The sequence below is a fragment of the Methanomethylovorans hollandica DSM 15978 genome, from assembly GCF_000328665.1.
In the GTDB taxonomy this organism is placed as follows: domain Archaea; phylum Halobacteriota; class Methanosarcinia; order Methanosarcinales; family Methanosarcinaceae; genus Methanomethylovorans; species Methanomethylovorans hollandica.
Genome location: NC_019977.1, coordinates 2,369,579 through 2,387,538, shown reverse-complemented (window position 1 = coordinate 2,387,538; position 17,960 = coordinate 2,369,579). Strand labels below are relative to the sequence as shown.

The 17,960-nt window shown below is 43.1% G+C and carries 16 protein-coding genes; 7 read left to right on the top strand and 9 right to left on the bottom strand.

Going from position 1 to position 17,960, the window contains the following annotated elements:
- Window positions 1-27: 27 nt before the first annotated feature.
- The 4 genes from METHO_RS11620 to METHO_RS11605 all read right to left on the bottom strand — a co-directional run bounded on the left by METHO_RS11620 (window position 28) and on the right by METHO_RS11605 (window position 3,817).
- Complete coding sequence (locus tag METHO_RS11620) at window positions 28-1,026, bottom strand: CBS domain-containing protein (RefSeq protein ID WP_394296203.1); 999 nt, start codon at window positions 1,024-1,026, stop codon at window positions 28-30.
- An 86-nt stretch (window positions 1,027-1,112) separates the two neighbouring features.
- Window positions 1,113-1,901, bottom strand: coding sequence for a CBS domain-containing protein (locus METHO_RS11615; RefSeq protein ID WP_015325728.1), 789 nt, complete (start codon window positions 1,899-1,901; stop codon window positions 1,113-1,115).
- Between the two features lie 41 nt (window positions 1,902-1,942).
- Window positions 1,943-2,551 carry a CBS domain-containing protein gene (locus METHO_RS11610; RefSeq protein WP_015325727.1) on the bottom strand — a complete coding sequence of 203 codons (609 nt, stop codon included), beginning with the start codon at window positions 2,549-2,551 and terminating at the stop codon, window positions 1,943-1,945.
- Between the two features lie 138 nt (window positions 2,552-2,689).
- Window positions 2,690-3,817, bottom strand: coding sequence for an OB-fold nucleic acid binding domain-containing protein (locus METHO_RS11605; RefSeq protein ID WP_015325726.1), 1,128 nt, complete (start codon window positions 3,815-3,817; stop codon window positions 2,690-2,692).
- A gap of 172 nt (window positions 3,818-3,989) precedes the next feature.
- Here METHO_RS11605 and METHO_RS11600 point away from each other — a divergent pair, with 172 nt between their 5' ends.
- Complete coding sequence (locus METHO_RS11600; RefSeq protein ID WP_015325725.1) at window positions 3,990-4,625, top strand: RNA 2'-phosphotransferase; 636 nt, start codon at window positions 3,990-3,992, stop codon at window positions 4,623-4,625.
- 15 nt (window positions 4,626-4,640) lie between these two features.
- Here the strand turns inward: METHO_RS11600 and rtcA are convergent, their stop codons facing one another.
- Both rtcA and METHO_RS11590 read right to left on the bottom strand, forming a co-directional pair.
- Complete coding sequence (gene rtcA / locus METHO_RS11595; RefSeq protein ID WP_015325724.1) at window positions 4,641-5,636, bottom strand: RNA 3'-terminal phosphate cyclase; 996 nt, start codon at window positions 5,634-5,636, stop codon at window positions 4,641-4,643.
- The gene (locus tag METHO_RS11590; RefSeq protein ID WP_015325723.1) at window positions 5,633-7,009 is read right to left on the bottom strand and encodes an NAD(P)/FAD-dependent oxidoreductase; all 1,377 of its coding nucleotides are present in this window, start codon (window positions 7,007-7,009) and stop codon (window positions 5,633-5,635) included. Before METHO_RS11590 ends, rtcA begins: the two co-directional genes overlap by 4 nt.
- A gap of 628 nt (window positions 7,010-7,637) precedes the next feature.
- On the opposite strand from METHO_RS11590, the gene dnaG reads away from it, so the two are divergent.
- Both dnaG and METHO_RS11580 read left to right on the top strand, forming a co-directional pair.
- On the top strand, window positions 7,638-8,966 hold the full coding sequence (gene dnaG, locus METHO_RS11585) for a DNA primase DnaG (protein ID WP_015325722.1): 1,329 nt from the start codon (window positions 7,638-7,640) through the stop codon (window positions 8,964-8,966).
- Window positions 8,967-9,157: 191 nt separating this feature from the next.
- Window positions 9,158-9,445, top strand: a complete 288-nt coding sequence (locus tag METHO_RS11580; RefSeq protein WP_015325721.1) for a UPF0058 family protein — start codon at window positions 9,158-9,160, stop codon at window positions 9,443-9,445.
- Window positions 9,446-9,467: 22 nt separating this feature from the next.
- Here the strand turns inward: METHO_RS11580 and rimI are convergent, their stop codons facing one another.
- Together rimI and arcS are read right to left on the bottom strand one after the other, a co-directional pair.
- Window positions 9,468-9,989, bottom strand: coding sequence for a ribosomal protein S18-alanine N-acetyltransferase (rimI, locus tag METHO_RS11575; protein WP_156811138.1), 522 nt, complete (start codon window positions 9,987-9,989; stop codon window positions 9,468-9,470).
- A gap of 14 nt (window positions 9,990-10,003) precedes the next feature.
- Window positions 10,004-11,836, bottom strand: a complete 1,833-nt coding sequence (gene arcS / locus METHO_RS11570) for an archaeosine synthase subunit alpha (protein WP_015325719.1) — start codon at window positions 11,834-11,836, stop codon at window positions 10,004-10,006.
- A gap of 101 nt (window positions 11,837-11,937) precedes the next feature.
- Between arcS and METHO_RS11565 the strand changes: the two genes are divergently transcribed.
- From METHO_RS11565 to METHO_RS11555, 4 genes are all read left to right on the top strand, one after another.
- Window positions 11,938-13,320 (top strand): FAD-binding oxidoreductase, encoded by a 1,383-nt coding sequence (locus METHO_RS11565; RefSeq protein WP_015325718.1) that lies wholly within the window; start codon window positions 11,938-11,940, stop codon window positions 13,318-13,320.
- Window position 13,321: 1 nt separating this feature from the next.
- Window positions 13,322-14,377, top strand: a complete 1,056-nt coding sequence (locus tag METHO_RS11560; protein WP_015325717.1) for a (Fe-S)-binding protein — start codon at window positions 13,322-13,324, stop codon at window positions 14,375-14,377.
- A 398-nt stretch (window positions 14,378-14,775) separates the two neighbouring features.
- On the top strand, window positions 14,776-15,330 hold the full coding sequence (locus METHO_RS13435) for a matrixin family metalloprotease (protein ID WP_015325716.1): 555 nt from the start codon (window positions 14,776-14,778) through the stop codon (window positions 15,328-15,330).
- Window positions 15,331-15,339: 9 nt separating this feature from the next.
- Entirely contained in the window at window positions 15,340-16,080 is a 741-nt protein-coding gene (locus METHO_RS11555) for a hypothetical protein (protein WP_015325715.1), read from the top strand.
- A 60-nt stretch (window positions 16,081-16,140) separates the two neighbouring features.
- On the opposite strand, the gene METHO_RS11550 is transcribed toward METHO_RS11555, so the two are convergent.
- Complete coding sequence (locus tag METHO_RS11550; RefSeq protein ID WP_015325714.1) at window positions 16,141-17,940, bottom strand: YgiQ family radical SAM protein; 1,800 nt, start codon at window positions 17,938-17,940, stop codon at window positions 16,141-16,143.
- Window positions 17,941-17,960 lie beyond the last annotated feature (20 nt).

Genomic DNA, 17,960 nt, shown 5'->3' with positions numbered 1-17,960 from the left:
ATTAATCGATAGCTGCTATTCATCCTTTTAATATACGGCTCTCAGGAAATCTCTTTCAGTAATTATACCGCAGAGCACATCATTATCTATTACTGGGAGAGAACCTACTCTCTTCTCTATCATCAGTCTTGCAGCATCTCCCAGGTCCATTTCAGGTGATGCCCACACGACATCTTTGTTTATAAGTGAGGTTATTGGTTCACTGAAAGCCTCGTGGGAATTACCTGTTATGATCTTTTCGAAGGCCTTTCCACTACCTAGGAAATTCATGATATTCGATGCTGTAACAATGCCTATCAATATGCCATCTTTTGCAATAGGCAATCGTCTAAAGCCCCTACTGACCATTATTTTTGCTGCATCCTCTATAGTAGTATCGAACGGTACAGTTTTTACTTTTGTACTCATGTAGTTCTTGATAGAATCATAGTCAATGGTATCTGCCATAAGATCCAGAAAATCCCTTTCAGTGAATATGGCGCATACTCTGCTATCTTCGTCAACTACAGGCAAACCTCCTGTATTTCTCTTGATCATTATTTCCACAGCATCGGAAATACTCGCTTTTGAGGCAACGAAAGCCACATCTCGCTCCATTATCTCGCTCACATCAGCATTGATAGCTGCCAGCAGGTTTCCTTTATAGTACTTTTCTACAAGCAGGTTCTTTGAACCACCTCCGAGGAAGTTCACTATGTCCATTGAGGTAATTATCCCCTCAAGTCGTTTTGTACCTGCATCTGCAATAGGCACTCTTCTAAAACCTTTATTTGTCATCGTTTTTATCGCACCCATGATAGTTGTCGTGGGAGGGAGGGTTATCACATCTTTCTTGGCCACAATACTCATATCACCCTTGTTTTCTGCAGCCTTGGATTTGAACTCAACAGGTGCTATATCCATAGTACTTGTAGTGCTAAGCATACTAGGATCTTTTTTGTGGTTACCCGGGTATTCTTTATTGTTCTGGAATTTCGATCTGTCTGTTGTGACCATATCTGTTATCTTTTTTGTCAATTCAACCACCGGCACAATAAAATGTTCTTCTGTATAAATGCTTTCAGAGACCAAAAAGAAAAGGTCCTCATCTTTGTATTATAGCCTCACCAGTTTCAGAGGCCAGTACCTATAAGGCAGGCAGATAATAATGCAGATCTGCTTACTATGCCCAATAACTTCTCATTACTGGCTACGGCTATCCTGCCAATGTCATATTGCAGGATCTTATCAATAGCTTCTTTCAGCGAAGCTTCCGGGGGTAAAGTGTACATAGGAGTGGACATGACTTTCTCCACTTTCGGTGCTTCACCGGTTTTTGCGCCCCGCCCGTCAATTTCCGCAACTCTTGCATAACCTGCTTTTATGATATCTCTTCTGGTCACCATTCCAATAGTTTCATTGGAGTGTGATACTACAGGTATTCCGGTATAGTCGTGTTCAAGCATTTGATGCCAGACCTTGGTTATGCTGTCATCCGGATAGCAGGTTATCATATCTGTCATCATGATCTCCTCTATAAATAGTGGAGACTTCTTTGTTGGTTTGACAGCGGCCAGTATATCTACGTCGCTTATGATACCCACTAACTGTCTGTCAAGGCCCGATACCACAGGAACCCTATGATGAGCAGCCTCCAGCATTAAACGGGCAGCTTTCAATATTTCTGTTTCAGGTGTGATCATAGGGACTGTCCTCACATACCCTTTCACTGTAATATTGGACTTGGTGTCTCTTATTTCAAGTATATCTGCATCTGTAAGTATTCCACTAACTCTCATGGAATTGTCAACTACAGGTACACCTCTCAAAAAATGGTCACGCATAACTTGACGTGCGTGGGTCATAAGGTCAGTCTCTTTTACATATAAGGGATTCTTTGACATTATCCTCTCTACGGTCATAGATATCCTCCATTTAGGATGGACAGGTCAATGATATGCGGCTAGTCGTAATAGCCTTCTTCCTCTTTGCAGTCTTCACAGATCATAAGTCCATTCATCTGGGTAAGGTCCGTATACGCACCGCATCTCTGGCATATCCCTCTCTCTATCCCCGACTCTTCGACAAAATTATTCTCATCCCGGTGCAGTTCTATCAGGCTTTCAAGAATAGTGTTGAGACCAGGTGATACTATAAGTATATCCCTGTCTGTGATGATACCTACTATCCTATCACCATCTATCACTGCAAGCCTGCGGATGTTGCATCTGGTCATCTGTTCTGCAGCTTCTATGACGTTAGTTGATGGTTTTGTTGCTATGATGGGAGAAGACATGATCTGGCCTGCCATAACCGTACCAGGCATCATGTTATTGATCACCACCTTGCTGATAATATCCGTCTCTGTGATTATCCCAACAGGACCGATATCATCTGTGATGATCACACTGCCTACGTTCTGGCTGATCATCTCCCGGGCAATTTCAAGAACACTAGAATTAATGTTTGCAACGACCAATTTGCTGGTCATTACTTCATGAACTGACATCTCCTTACGAATCTCATCAATAGAGGCGTCAGTCTCGAGGTCCCATTGTGCACCCAAAACCATTGCATAACACGCTCCAGTTATTTTTAAGGAAAGTGATTGCCCACAAATAACTCTTATTATTTATTGTATATATAGGTGTTCGTAGAATATATACTAAAAGAATAGTGGCAGGAATGTTTATTACATTTTTAAAGTTCATCAGGGGTTGATGATTATCCGTGTCCGGTTTCCTGCGCTGAGTTCAATATCTTCATTAAAACCTGATTTTGCATAGGCATCTATGATCTGTATAGGTGTGTCGATATCCAGTTCATCCACCAGCAATGCATGATCTGCCCACATAGCTACTCTTATTCTACCCGTGTCATCAGAAACGTATATATTGGATACCATGTTCACCGTGCCATCATCCCTGTTGAATTCCCTTATTTCTCCCAATCCTGATACAGAACCCTGTATGGAATAAGATTCTCCAGGTACGATGTCTGAGATAGGTGTGAAATTTTCCTGATATTTCACAGATGTCTCTGTCTTCTTAACTATGCCATGGTTACCGATTTGTATCTCTACCTGCTGATTGAAGTTATTCTCTCGTGCATAACCGTTGATCACCTCTACAGCGTCCCCGGGATGTAGTTCAGTCATTTTGTCAGTCTTGTCGTCCCAAAGTGTTATTCTGATCTTACCTGTATCATCACCAATGGTTATATTGCCTACACGGCCTTTAGATCCGTCTTTCTTGTTAAAGGTGCGGGTATCAGAAATGTCAAGTAATCTTCCAATAACATTAATATTCCCCATCCCATCTTTAATTTCTGATATCTTCACTGAAGAATTTTTAACCTGTATGTCCTCATCAGTATGGGCTATCATCCCGTTGTTACCAACGTTAACTTCAACACCTGAATATCCTTCTTTCACATAACCGCTTATCTGCAGGTTCTGGCTTATTTCAATGAAGCCCTGATTGATCAGATCTGCTTTATCATCCCATAGTGTTATCCTTATACTTCCGGTTTCATCTGCAACCAAAAGATTTCCAACCTTCCCAAAAGTGCCATCACCGCGTGTGAATTCCCTTATGGGAAATACAGATAGTACTTTCGCAATTAAATTAACGTTCCCACTGTCGCTTTTTATATCCACTATCTTCTGTGAAGAACTTCCGGTTTCGTTCAGCCCCAAGTCATGTGCCACCAGCATGGCTGCTGTCTTCTCATCACACAGGCCACCCATCTGTTCCACTTTTTCATTTACCTTTTCAACAAATTCTTCCTTGCTTATGGATTTGCTAAGTTTAGAGTAGATTTCGTCTATTCCGCTCATAATAATTTCCTGTGCATGTATTATTTGGAACTTTTGTCCCTTGTTTAATCTCTCGGATTTGTGTAATCTGATAGTATGAGTGTGTATTAAATGTGACGAAACTATTATCATAGCTTTCTTTTGTTTCGATAACATATATTAACGATTAATTACATCTCAAAACCGATACATCATGATCCGTAAATGCAATGAGCATGGATATTTCAGAGGTGAGACATGCCCGGCATGCGGTGTGGAAGGCCGGTACGTCCTTGACGATGACCGCGAAGAGCGTTTGGGGAAATTTGTTTCCGGAGCACTGAGGCATTTTCCTGAAGATGTGGGCCTGAAAATGGATCACCATGGCTGGGTTAGCTTGGGGCATCTTCTGGATGTTCTAACCGAGCGCTATAGATGGGGCAGCAAGGAAAGGCTCATTGCCCTTGTCACATCTGACAGAAAACACAGGTATGAGATAGATGGCAAGCACATAAGGGCAAAATACGGTCACTCTGTAGACGTGGAACTTGAGTCAGATTATCCGGAAAATAAGCTTCCATCACTTTATTATGGTGTCAGCCAGGAAGAGGTTGACATGCTGCTGGAAAGTGGCATCAAGCCTATCAGGCAAACCTATGTGCATCTTAGCACATCTTATGAAAGATCTGTAGAAGCTGCACTTGTACATACGGATAATCCTGTAATACTTGAGATAGACGCGGATTCCGCCCAAAACGACGGAATACTGGTCATTACTGCCAATCAGGACATAGCTCTTGCAAGATCTATTCCGGCTGAGTACTTGAGCATAGTTGAGAATGAGGAATGACTCAATTCAGTTCTTTCACTTCACCGAGATTCTGGTGAATTCATCCTTTTTTTGTATATCAAATTCCATGCCCATTAGCATTTCAGTTATATGAATATTAGTTAGTGTGTGTTTTGAGACTTTGCAGGTAGTGAAAGACCCACCTCCTGCAAGACCCATATAGGTGATAAGCTGGTCTGCCAGATAAGGGTCTACCGAAGTACCGGAATCTAGTTGTCGGATCATCTGCGCCGCAGCCATCTCCCCAACCTTTTCAGCAGGAAGGCTTTTCTTTCCAAGATAACTGGCTCCACTGTACTCACTCCACAATGTGATCCCACTTCCTGTTGAAAGTTCATTTTCAATACATACAGTTATATCGCATTCTATTCCTCTGTTCTCCAGCAGTATTTTAGCTGCCCGGGCCTGACGCTGTGCTATATGTTCAGGAAGTTTTGATGAGTGTGATATCCCCTTAATTATCTCTTCTTTTTTTTCAAACTCGAACCCATGCAGTTTTGCAGGTTCAAAAGAAGCTCTTACTTTTCCCCCTCCTTCAGGATAGTATCCTCTCTTCAGAACTTCTATTTTACAATTATATCCCATTTGTCCAAGCGCTTTACAGGTCACGTTATTGAGATAATCGATCGTTGGGGACCAGGCCACATCGGTTCCACCAGTAATTTCAAGTGATATCCTCCCCCTGGAATATACAGTCATAGGCATTATGCACTGAAGCAGCAGGGAGATGCTCCCGGCAGTTCCAATGTCTACTGTATATGTTACCCCCTTTATTTCCATTGGAGAATAGGTGATATCCTGAGAACCAATATACAGTCCCGTGACTTCAGCATCACATAGCTTTGCAGCAGCATCTATGGATCTCATATGCTGGGCCTTAAGGCCTGGTTGAGGCCTATGAGATCTGATATTGAATATCCTCACATCAGTTGCTGTGATGCTTGCCAATGCAATTGCTGTTCTTAGTATCTGTCCTCCGCCTTCTCCGTAAGACCCATCGATCACTATCATCGTGCACCTTTTTTTGGCATTTTCTTGTATGCGCCTTTTACTGCAAATAGTAAAGGGTCCAGAAGTGTGGAAACAACTGGGGAGTAGCAGGTTTCCATCTCAAGCATTTCATCTACAGTCTGTTTTCTCTTTATTGCGAGGGCAAGTCCGTCAATGCGTTCTTTAGTACCGGCTGTTGAAATGATCTGAGCACCGATCAGGTATCTGTCATGGAACAAGAGCTTAATGAATATCTTACCAGCTCCGGGGAAATACTCTGCACGTGTAGAGCCCGTAGCTATGCCACTTACAACTCCAATTCCATATTTTTCCGCTTCTGCGGTGGTAATTCCTACTGATCCTATTTGTAGGTCACCAACCAATGCTACCCATGGATTTACCACCGGCCCAAAACTTGTTACTTTGCCTGCCAGATTGTCGGTTACAATTCCTGCCATTCTGCGTGCTGTGCTTGCCAGATGGCTAAGCATGGGTTTACCGGTCACAAAATTATATATCTGGGTGCATTCTCCTCCGGAGAAAACATCTTCAATGACCTCTCCACGTCTCATGATTTGCAGTCTGTCGTTTGTGACTATGCCTCCTGTGGTTCCTATGTCTATTCCAGCCTCTGCCGCAAGGGCTGAATCAGGGGTAACGCCAACTGAGATCAATACTACATCTGCAGGTATCTCTATTTCATTCACTGTTACTGATGTGACACTCTCTTCACCATTGATGGATGTAGGGGTATATCCTGTCAATACCTGGACTCCTTCCTTTTCTAGGTATGATATTACCGTTTCTGCCATATCTGGGTCAAGACTGGATGAAAAGATCGTATTGCTCCTATTCAATAATGAGGTTCTTATTCCTCGACGTGCAGTAGCTATTGCAACCTCGGAACCGATGGAACCAGCACCTATTATGACAACATCTTTTGCATTTTCCAAGGCTTCACCTATCTGCATGCCATCAGATAGTGTACGTAGTGTGAACACATTCTTCAGGGATATGCTCTTTTCTATTTGTTTAGGTATGGATGGTGTGCTGCCTGTAGCTATTACAAGCTTGTCAAAGTCTAGTTGTTCCTTCCCGATCCTTATCGACCTGTTTTCAATGTCAATAGAGTCCACCCGGGTATCGAGCCTTACTTTGATACCCATTTCTTTGAAGAATTCGGGGCCTTTAACTATTAATTGTTCGAAGGTAGGCACATCACCTGAAAAAACGTAAGGTATGCCACATTGACTGTAAGATGCGTGTTTATCAGCGGATATCACCGTTACATCATAATTGGTGTGTCTTGTGGCTCCGGTGGACACCGCCATGCCAACTGCACCTCCTCCAATGATCAAGAGTTTTTTACCTGATGTTTCTCCTCTTTTTATCATATATTAGAACTCTGTTCTCTCTATATTTAGTTCATTCGTTAGCCTGTTTCTCTTTTCAAAGGGGGTGAGCATCTTTGTAAACCCACAAGTTTATTATATATCATACGGATATTACCTATTGTAATCATTACTTATATGGCTACATCAACTTGAAATTTATCAAGAATCATTGAGGATACCCATGGGACATGGGTATTCTGATCACGCAAAAATAGTTTATCATAACCAAATTTACGATAATCAGGTAATAAGTTGGAATTCACGTTTGATAATTAGCATCAAACATCCCATTTGATATGGATTGCCAAAGGGAATGGCTGTAAGGGTATACAATGTACTGATCATATTGGATCTACCAATTGAACGGTAGTTACCCTCCAGTGCTGTAGACGTGTGTTCAAAACATAGGCATATCTAATGCTGAATTACGTGTGGCACGTCGGAAAAAACGAATATATTTGAGATTGGGTTCAGCAGAATGCTACTGTTGAAGTGACCTAAAAACGGTCTCAGGTTCTTTGCACCTGGGGGTTGTAAGTTACTTGTTAGACTGTTTTTGCAAGATGAACAAGCTATGTGCCATAGATAATAGCATAAAAAATAGCATAAATAATATGGAGATTCATATATGCAAAATGCAGATACTACCAAGTATATCATTCATTCAAAGATCAGCGCAGATGGTATTATTGAACGCCCGGATATAGTGGGTGCGATCTTCGGGCAGACCGAAGGTCTGCTAGGATCGGACCTGGACCTGCGAGACCTTCAGAAAACAGGGCGTATCGGGAGAATAGAAGTCCTTGTAAGTGCAAAGGGTGGTAAATCAAAGGGTACTATTCTGGTGCCTTCCAGCCTGGACAAAGTGGAAACATCTATTCTGGCCGCATCCCTGGAGACCATTGACAGGGTCGGACCATGCAGTGCCAAGATCGAAATAACAAATATCGAAGATGTGCGGGCTACAAAGAGGAAGCAGATCATAGAACGTGCGAAATTTATTCTCACTGATATGTTCGATGTCAATGTGCCGGAATCCCAGGAAATAGCTGAAGAGGTTCGTCAATCTGTTCGTGTGGAAGAAATGCAGTATTTTGGGAAAAACAAGATACCTTGTGGTCCTGCAGTTTTTGATTCAGATGCTATAGTAGTAGTTGAAGGCCGTGCAGATGTGTTGAACTTGCTGAGGTATGGTATCAAGAACACTATCTGTGTAGGAGGTACCAATGTACCTCCAGAGGTTGCAGATCTAACTAAGAAAAAGGAAACTGTAACTGCTTTTACTGATGGTGACCGCGGAGGAGAGCTGATCATAAAGGAGCTTCTTCAGGTGGCTAATATTGATTATATTGCCCGCGCCCCTGATGGCAAGAGCGTAGAAGATCTTGTACAGAAGGAAATAGTGAGGGCACTAAGGCAAAAGATACCAGTAGAGCAGGTAATGGATAAGTATTCTTTGAAGGATTCAGATTCCCTTAAGGCTCCGGTTGTGCAGAGGGTACCAAAGCCTAAAGAAAGAAGGGCAGTTGAGATCCCGAGAGTTGCTGCTCCATCCAAGTTAAAGAAAAGGCCGATCAAGCAACGTGAATTCTCTCAGGAACCTGTAGTGGTCAAGGTGCCTTCAGAGGAAGAGCCGGAGGTTGTAGAGCAGACTGTCAAGCTTTCACCAGCTTCCAGGAAGTTCAAGTCCCATGCTGAAGAACTCATGGGTACTTTTGGTGCACGTTTCCTGGATTCTGGTAATAATGTGATTGGTGAAACTGCTGTGCGTGACCTTGTAAATAACCTTAAGAATTACGATGGGGACGTCAAAAGTGTTGTCTTTGATGGCGTTATAACTCAGAGGATCCTTGACATTGCTGAGAATAAAGGTATCGAAAATCTTGTTGGTGCCAAGATCGGAAGCATCACTAAAAGACCAGCCTCCGTGAAAATATTGACCGTTAGAGACCTTTAGGTCTAAATGGTCAATCCATAATTTTTTTTAAGTTTTTATTTTCTTTTTTAAGTTGTATTTATATATTATATAAGCGGATACATATTTCCGAGAATAGGCTTTTATTGAAATCAATCGATCTATGCTCGTACATTAATTTCATCAGTGCACAATAGCACAATGTACAACTAAAAAAGGGTATGTTGGTTGGTATGCACAAAGACGAATTGATTCAGTTGCACACTTTAATGGCACAAATGAAAAGCATCCTGGAGGAAAAAGGTTTTACAAATGCATTTTCAGCATATGACTCTCTGGCAATAAGTCCGGTACATGTGCATAGAAGCAAGGCTGAACATAAGCTCGCTATCTTTGTACTGGGTAACACTCTTGCATCCGTAATGTCCAAGGATGACTTATCAGGTTTTGGCAAAACGTCTGAAAGAATGAAAGAGCTTGCCACACGTATGCAGCATAGTATCATGCATGAAAATTTCTGAACTCCTGCCATTCAGAAAACGATCATTTATCAAACCGTTCACTATCCCTCATGGATATGCTCTCTATTTTTTTTGCAAAGAGGTCCAGGTCATGGAACCTATATGAAGATAATTTAAGTTTCATTATTATCCCATCTTCTCCATCTGAATAGTATTCTTTTTCTATCCAGCATGGAATGAACCCCATCTTGCGATAAAGGTTTCTGGCCTTTAAGTTACTTGTCCTCACTTCCAGAGTTGCATATTTCAAAAGGTTCGAATAGAAAACTTTGAACAACGAGTCCAGAAGCATCGCTCCTATGCCTCTTCCCTGGAATTCCTCTCTCACAGCAAGAGAAAACACTCTTCCCTCAGTTTCGTTCAACCTGTATCCCATTATGAAACCAACTATAAAGTCCAGGTATTCAGCAACCAGGAACATATCCCCATGCATTTCATAAAAGTGCATGTAAGCAAAAGGATTGTGTTCTGTAAACGACTCCGATTCTATGTACAGCACATCTTCAAAGTCGTCAGTTTTGAAGTTCCGAATCCTTATATTCATGCTACCGGACCATGTCATTTAGGTTTTACATGGCGCAGGTCTATTGCCTGGCCTCTTGTAGACATGCTCATCTCCTTCCCGTTCATACGTGCCCGGCCAACACCAATTGCTTTTTCTCCTACCACAAACACTTCGTCCCCTTCTCGAATGGCATGGTCGGCTTCCAGGATCCCCGGGGCGAGAATAGAACCTCTTGGCATGAAGTCGTCTATCCGGACAATGCAGGAATTGCGTGGGATCATCATTTCCGCTCCTTCAATAGTAACTGCCAGTGTTCCATACTGGGGTATCAGGGTTGTAAGCTGGGTTTTTTCATAAAATGATTGATATCTGGGAAAAGGTCCCTTAATTTCCGAATTATCCGGAACTACTATTTCTCCTGCCCCCTTTCCAAACTGGTAGTCCGCAATGGCCCGCAACATAGAGGCTTTCCTTTTTGTTTCATTCATAGTCCGCCCTGTGCACAGTCCTTCCATCATCTTACTAAGGTTCCTGAGGGACTCATGAGAAGTGACACTGCCGGTGTTCGTGAAGTGTATCTCCAGGCCAAGCTTATCGGCTACCATCTCGCATATCTGCTTGTAAGCTCCATCTACATGTGCCACTATTGCAGCATACCTGTGCTTTGAAAGATAGTCTTCAAGACATTCTGAAACCCACTTCATTTCTTCGGCATCCCAGTGACCTGTTACAGCAACATCATAATGAGCTGCCGGATATGTCAGCTCAAGTTCTCTGGGAACTATCCCAAGAGGTGATGTAATTATTACCTCATGTACAAATTTGCGGTACTTGCCCAGAGCCAGACCGAACTTCTGGTGGGATTGTGAAATGGAATAGGGTTTCTTTGCGGAGCATGGCAAGAGCAGAAGTACATCCAGTTCAGGAGGAGTGTATCTTTCCTGTATCCTACGTGCAAACCTCACAACCTCCGGTCTTGTGAGAGAATCTCCTGAATTAGCAAGCATCTCCACATTGCGTGTGATCGGAGTTCCCCTCTCAATATGTTGATATTCTCTGTCCAGCAGTCTCAACAGTGCAGTAAGCCAGGGTCTGGTACGGCATTGCCCATCCACGTATTCCCGAAGATTGCCTGAAGATATCTTTTCTCTTACCAGGGCAAGCTCAGCTTCCATTGCATTTATATTATGCTTTTCGAGCATTTGTGATCTGGAAGTTTTGTCCATATTTTTCAGTTCATCTGCAGTGATAGATGCACAGGTAGAACATCTGCAAGGCAGTTCAGAAAGTGATGCCAGACGGAAACTGCCTGCATGGGTTAGATACATATCCTTATATGCTGCGACAGTGGCCTTAGTGGTATCCAGCACATCGGCTCCGATGTACACAAGCATTGCAAGGTTTTCTGGAAGGCAGATACCAGGGAGGTATAATGCTGTATCATCTGGCATATTATCTTTCATATCAAGTACTTTTTCCAGTAATGCCCTTGCGTTGTTCTCAAAGACAGCTGCTCCCTCAAGTATGTAAAGATCGGCAGCTTTCTGAGCTCTTCCTTCACGGTATACCCTTCCGGTAGCTCCAGTATTTGATACAAGCATTTCCAAGGATTCCGGTATGCAGTCAGGAGCATCAGGTACAAGACACATATGAGGTAATATGATCAGCCTATTGTCCCCGATTTCTCTTCTAAGCTGTTCCAGCCTATGTTCAGCTTTTTCTACATTCCCTATTTCCCACAAGGAGCCAGCATCTACGATTGGTCCAGTATTATCTTTCAGAGTCTCGGTTTTCAGGACGTATGGGGTCTCAATAGTTCTGGAAAGGAGCAGCCTTCCCTTTCTTGCTGCACCATCTCTCTGGTATACCTCGAAATATCGTGTCATTCTTTGTAGGATACTACATAGTTAGATGTAAATGTTTGCTATAAATTTCTGTGATATCACCGATATCTTTAAATAATGACCACTTCTCTAAAATCAAAGCTATGCTCAATGTTGACCTAATCGAAAAAATAGGAAAGATCGTAGGTAAGGACAATCTATCTGCTGCTACCTGTGAGCTCTATTGTTATTCCTCTGATGCTTCTCAGATAAGAGGTATGCCGGAACTTGTCATTAAACCACTGACTACTGTTCAGGTTTCAGATATTGTCAGGATCGCTTATGAGCATGGTATTCCGGTGACTACCAGGGGAGCCGGCACAGGTTTGTCGGGTGGCTGTGTTCCTTTGGAAGGTGGAATTGTCCTTGATATGTCTGGAATGAACAGGATAGTGGAAATGGATTTTGATAATCTCCAGGTGGTAGTGGAACCGGGGATAGTTCAGGAAAAGCTCAATAAGGCCCTGGAACCATACGGCTTTTTCTTCCCTCCGGACCCAGGAAGTTCTGCAATGTGCACTCTGGGAGGTCTCATTGCCAATAATGGCAGTGGAATGCGCTCCGTGAAATATGGTACTACTCGCAGTTATGTGCTTGGTCTTGAGGTAGTGATGGCAGATGGGAAAATAATAAGAACAGGCTCAAAAACAATGAAAACAGTTGTAGGTTATTCTCTCACTGATCTCATGGTCGGTTCGGAGGGTACTCTTGGTATCATCACCCAGGCAATAATCAAGGTGCGTGCCATTCCCAAAGAAAGCTCTGTCCTATTTGCTTCATTCGATAGCCCTGAAATTGCAGGTAAAGCTGTTGTGAGAGTTCTCTCATCAGGGATAATTCCTTCTGCATGCGAGATACTGGATGCGAATATTATCCGGGCAATAAATACGTATGATCCTAAATTAGGCCTTCCGCTTGCCGGTGCCATTCTTCTTTTTGAAGTTGATGGTACTGAAGCTGAAGTAAAGGAAGGTATCGGTCTCATAGTAAAAACATGTGAAGGCTTGTCTTCAGATATCAGGACAGCTTCGGATAAGAAAGAAAGGGATGAGATATGGGCTGCCCGCAGGCTGGTGGGTGCAGCAATCTCGCGTCTGGACCCCATGCGTACCAGGGTCTATGTTGGAGAGGATGTTGGCGTCCCCATAAAAGAGATCCCAAGAATGCTGCGTAAGGTGGATGAGATCTCCAGAGAGTTCAAGCTGCCTATCATGACCTATGGTCACATTGGAGATGGCAACCTGCATACAGGCATGTGTATAGACATGCTCAGCGACGAGGCCTGGAAAAAGCTGAACGCTGCAGCTGATAAGATCCACCGTACAGCCATTGAGATCGGTGGCACGGTCACTGCAGAGCACGGCGTGGGAAGTGCGAGATCTGAATACATGCGCCTGGAACTGGGAAATGCATTGGATGTCATGATCACTATCAAGAAGGCCCTTGATCCTAAAGGGATACTGAATCCCGGCAAGATGGGGGTGTGATATGTCCAATCTTGATCTGAGATCCATCCTTAAATGTGTACGTTGTGGTACATGCAGGTCAGTATGTCCTGTTTTTGAGCAGGTAGGCTGGGAATCAGCAAGCTCCAGAGGTCGTATGCTTGTTGCTCATGGTGTTTCTCAAGGTCTTGAGGCAGATCAGGACGTGCTGAACAGCCTCAATACATGCACGACCTGCGGGCTGTGCGAACAGATGTGCCCTTCAGGCGCCTCTCCCGTTCAGGTTGTCCAGGATGCCCGCCACCAGCTTGTGCTTAAGGGCAGAATGACGGATGCTCAGGCAGCATTGCGTGATGCCGCTTCATTAGCGGGCAATCCTCTTGGAGAAACACAGTATCGTCATGCCTGGCTTGAAGATGCCGCCGACATCAAAGAGCATGCTCCTTACGTTTTTTTTGTGGGATGTCTAGGTTCTTACAGGTATCCTGAGCTTACACGCAGGACATTTGATCTGCTTAAGAAGTTCGATGTCACCCTGATCCCTGAGGAGGTTTGCTGCGGTTCACCCCTGTTCCGTACAGGTTTGGACCCGGATGCCCTTGTATCTAAGAATCTGGAACAGATAAGAAGGATCGGTGCGCATACCATCATCACAGGCTGCGCAGGATGTTATACCACTCTTAAGAACGATTATCACAGTGATCTGAAAGTGATGCATGTTTCAGAGTTCCTGGCAGAGCGTCTTCAAGAGATGGACCTCAAACATCTGGACATCACAGTGACCTATCATGATCCCTGTCATCTGGGAAGATGCAATGGCATCTTTGATGCACCCCGGAAGATCATCACATCGATCTGTGAACTCAAGGAAATGAGATCCCATCACGAGCAATCCCGCTGCTGTGGTGCGGGTGGTGGAGTGCTGAAAGGTTATCCTGACCTGTCTATGGCCCTTTCAAAGAAACGCCTGGAAGAGATACCCGAAGGTGTGGATTATCTAGTCACGTCCTGTCCTCTGTGCAGGACAAATCTTAAGCGTGGAGGACCAAAAGTCGAAGTTATTGATGTCCTTGATCTGCTGGAAATGGCAATGAAATAGTTTAGAGGGCTTTTACTTAAAAACTCTTTTCTCTTTTAATGCGGTACCTCTGCGATTCAAATTCAATAGTATTTCTCTGTTCAACATCCTAGTTCATAGCCATAAAAGCATTCATACCATTACATATTGCTACAGTCTTGCAAAAGTATTCAATATTAATGCAATTTATCTTCTTTATGTATTAAGGTAGCAAACAAATTCTCAGTTTGATGGCATAACAGTAAAATTTTTATCTAAACAAATTTAATTGAGTTACGCCACAACCGATAATGCGGAATGGGGTTCAAACGAAACCTGCAAAGTAAATTTGAACCCCAAACGCCCTGAGGCAAGACTATGTTAGTTTTACTAAACTTAAATCTATCGTGTTCTTGCCTCAAAAATAATGAGGTAAATATATGACAAAAATATCAAATCGACTAATTGTGTTTTGTCTGATGCTGTTGTGTTTAATATGTCCAGCATCAGCATATACTACAAACTATTACTGGAATGCACACTCAGTGGGTTATACAATTGATAGTTCGATTCCAAGCGGATATACGAATTCTGTAAAGGCATCTGCTAACAGTTGGACAAACGCTGGTGCATACTTTAGTTATTATTGGTCTGTAAACTCGAACAATAAGGTACAGTATTCCTCTTTTGGATCAGGTTCAAATGCTTTGGGGACCTGCACTCCGACTTATTATACTGGAACAACAAGATTATCTAAAATACTAATTAAGTTGAACAGTGATTACAGTTCTAGTTGGTCTACTTCGAGCACATGTCCTTCAGGCAAATATGATGTTCAAAGTGTATTGGCTCATGAGTTTGGACATGGCGTTGGTTTGGGTCATTCAACCAGTACGACTGCCACCATGTTTGAAAGTATTAATTCAGGCACTGTAGACAAAAGAAGCCTTGAACAAGATGACAAAAACGGGATTATTGCAATATACGGGACATAAGGTGGTATAATGGTAAATAGAACAACAAAATATGGATTACTGAGTATTGGATTGCTATCAGTGTTAATTGCAGGTATAGTCTTATCAGGGTATCCAACACAACATTTGCAAAATGGCTCTTCAGAAAAAAACGTGCAACAAGTATCTGTTCAAGTAAGTGATGACAATCTGGAGCAACATGTGGAAGGCAACAATGAAGAAGTAAACTCCCCAAGAATAATAATTCCAATAAGTGCATCGCTAGCATACCTCAATTTTACTGAGCTAAACCAGCGATCTGAATCTATTGTTATTGGCACAGTAAAGGAGATCCTACCTTCAAAATGGAACACCCCAGATGGAAAAAGGCAAAACGATTCAATTGATAATATTGGTGGAAATGCTACTATATATACTGATATCATCATAACTGTGGACAAGTATCTTAAGAACCCACTTGACCAAAAGGAGGTCAGAGTTCGTATTGAAGGAGGAGAAGATGAAGTTGTAGGTATAGCTGTCGATTATGAACCCTCTTTTAAAGAAGGTGAAAAAGTTTTACTATACCTTCGGGAGGATACATATCCCTTATTTAATAAAATCGGCCCAAAGCACTATCTTGTAAGTGGATATTATTTAGGCAAATTCACTTTAACCGATGATGGACTGGCTGTAAGGGAATATGAGTATGTGGAGCAGAAAGAATTGCTGGATTCAATTGAAAAAGGGTATGAACCGGAAATAAAGAGTTTTGAAGAGGTTAAGGAATAACCTTTTCTCTTTCTTTCATTTGTTTACCATTAGGCTTAATAAATCATGTTTAAAACCTTGTTACCTTTCTTTTCCCCTCGGTGGCCTTCTGATAAGGCAGTTCCAGCTATTGCCTACTAGGTCCAGTCTGTTCGCACGTTTGAGCCCTTCGTAGACAAGCATTTGATTCTGAGGGTCCTTATACCGTAAAAAAGCTCTCTGTATCATTTTATCTTTTCTGGAAGTTGCAACATAGATGTTCTTGCCTGTGAAAGGATCAATTCCAGTGTGGAACATGCATGTGGCAGCAGTCATGGGCGTGGGTGTGAAATCCTGCACCTGCTCTGTGTATCTTCCCGTATCCCTGATGTATTCTGCAGTTTCGATCATGTTGTTAAGGGTGCATCCGGGATGGCCGGACATCAAGAATGCCACAAGGTACTGGTCTTTGCCCACTTTCCTGTTGATCTCCTTGTATTTCCGCTCGAATTTTTCAAATACTTCCCTGCGGGGTTTTTTCATGGCATCGGTGACTGCATTGCAGTAATGCTCGGGTGCTACCTTGAGCTGTCCGCTGACGTGATGAGCACACAGCTCCTCCATATACTGTTCATCAAGGAGTGCCAGATCGTAACGTACGCCATAACCAACGAAAACCTTTGATATACCCGGTATTTCCCGCAGCCTTCTCATCAGTTCTATCAGTTTCTTATGGCTTGTATTAAGTGAGGGACAGGCTTCAGGATAAATACACAATTTGTCCGTACATGTCCCTTTTTTTTCCCATTTTTCACATTTCATCCCATACATATTCGCAGAAGGGCCGCCAAGCCCATTGATAATACCTTTGAAGCCCTTGATCTTTTTCAGTCCTTCAGCTTCCCTAAGTATTGATTCAATGCTGCGGCTTGAGATAGTTCTTCCCTGATGCAGGACTATAGCACAGAAAGAGCAAGAACCAAAACATCCTCTGTGGGTGGTGATGGAGAACCTGGCCATGTCAAGGGCAGGTATGGGTTCTTTGTATGATGGGTGTGCACTCCTTGTATAGGGCAGCTCATACACATGGTCAAGCTCTTTTTCATTAAGATGACGCATGGGCTTGTTCTGTATGATCACTGTTTTCGGATGGGCCTGTACTATCCCTCTTCCCCTTACAGGGTCCTGCTCGTCTAATGTAAGTTTGAACGCTTTGGAATAGAGTACTTTATCCTGTGACACTTCGGTGTAGGAAGGTATTTCGATATTGTTCCTGAGCATTGCATCTCTTTTTTCCTTCCATGCTTTTACTTCCATTTTCCAGACAGTACCGTCGATGTCAGTTATTTCTTTTACTGGTACGCCTTTATCCAGTCTTTCTGCTATCTGGAGCAGTTGCAGTTCACCCATGCCATAGACCAGCAGGTCGGCTGGTGTGTCCGCCAGAATAGACTGGCGCACTTTGTCCGACCAATAGTCGTATTGAGCAAAACGGCGCAAAGAAGCTTCTATGCCACCTATCACCAGAGGCACATCAGGATATGCTTCGCGCAGCCTGTTGGAATAGACAATAGTTGCTCTGTTCGGTCTCATTCCAGGTCTATTTCCAGGGGAATATGCATCTTCATGGCGCAACCTCTGGGAAGGCGTATAGTTGCTCACCATTGAGTCTGTATTACCTCCACTAACGGCGAAGAACAGGCGTGGCTTTCCTAATTTCTTAAAGTCTTCAATACTGTCCCATTTAGGTTGTGCAATAATGCCTACTCGGTGTCCGGCATCTGCAAGGACCCTGCTGATAATGGCTGTTCCAAACCCCGGATGATCTACGTAGGCATCCCCGGTAACAATGATCACATCAAGTTCTTCCCATCCTTTTTGTTGTGCCTCTTTAAGGCCCATTGGGAGGAACTGCGAAACAA

Excerpts from the sequence above, each read along its gene's own strand:
- METHO_RS11555 (WP_015325715.1), top strand. The coding sequence starts at position 15,340 with ATGGTAAATAGAACAACAAAATATGGATTACTGAGTATTGGATTGCTA.
- METHO_RS11565 (WP_015325718.1), top strand. The coding sequence starts at position 11,938 with ATGCTCAATGTTGACCTAATCGAAAAAATAGGAAAGATCGTAGGTAAG.
- rimI (WP_156811138.1), bottom strand. The coding sequence starts at position 9,989 with ATGAATATAAGGATTCGGAACTTCAAAACTGACGACTTTGAAGATGTG.
- METHO_RS13435 (WP_015325716.1), top strand. The coding sequence starts at position 14,776 with ATGACAAAAATATCAAATCGACTAATTGTGTTTTGTCTGATGCTGTTG.
- METHO_RS11610 (WP_015325727.1), bottom strand. The coding sequence starts at position 2,551 with ATGGTTTTGGGTGCACAATGGGACCTCGAGACTGACGCCTCTATTGAT.
- dnaG (WP_015325722.1), top strand. The coding sequence starts at position 7,638 with ATGCAAAATGCAGATACTACCAAGTATATCATTCATTCAAAGATCAGC.
- METHO_RS11550 (WP_015325714.1), bottom strand. The coding sequence starts at position 17,940 with ATGGGCCTTAAAGAGGCACAACAAAAAGGATGGGAAGAACTTGATGTG.
- METHO_RS11605 (WP_015325726.1), bottom strand. The coding sequence starts at position 3,817 with ATGAGCGGAATAGACGAAATCTACTCTAAACTTAGCAAATCCATAAGC.
- METHO_RS11560 (WP_015325717.1), top strand. The coding sequence starts at position 13,322 with ATGTCCAATCTTGATCTGAGATCCATCCTTAAATGTGTACGTTGTGGT.
- METHO_RS11600 (WP_015325725.1), top strand. The coding sequence starts at position 3,990 with ATGATCCGTAAATGCAATGAGCATGGATATTTCAGAGGTGAGACATGC.
- METHO_RS11580 (WP_015325721.1), top strand. The coding sequence starts at position 9,158 with ATGCACAAAGACGAATTGATTCAGTTGCACACTTTAATGGCACAAATG.
- METHO_RS11590 (WP_015325723.1), bottom strand. The coding sequence starts at position 7,009 with ATGATAAAAAGAGGAGAAACATCAGGTAAAAAACTCTTGATCATTGGA.
- arcS (WP_015325719.1), bottom strand. The coding sequence starts at position 11,836 with ATGACACGATATTTCGAGGTATACCAGAGAGATGGTGCAGCAAGAAAG.
- METHO_RS11615 (WP_015325728.1), bottom strand. The coding sequence starts at position 1,901 with ATGACCGTAGAGAGGATAATGTCAAAGAATCCCTTATATGTAAAAGAG.
- rtcA (WP_015325724.1), bottom strand. The coding sequence starts at position 5,636 with ATGATAGTGATCGATGGGTCTTACGGAGAAGGCGGAGGACAGATACTA.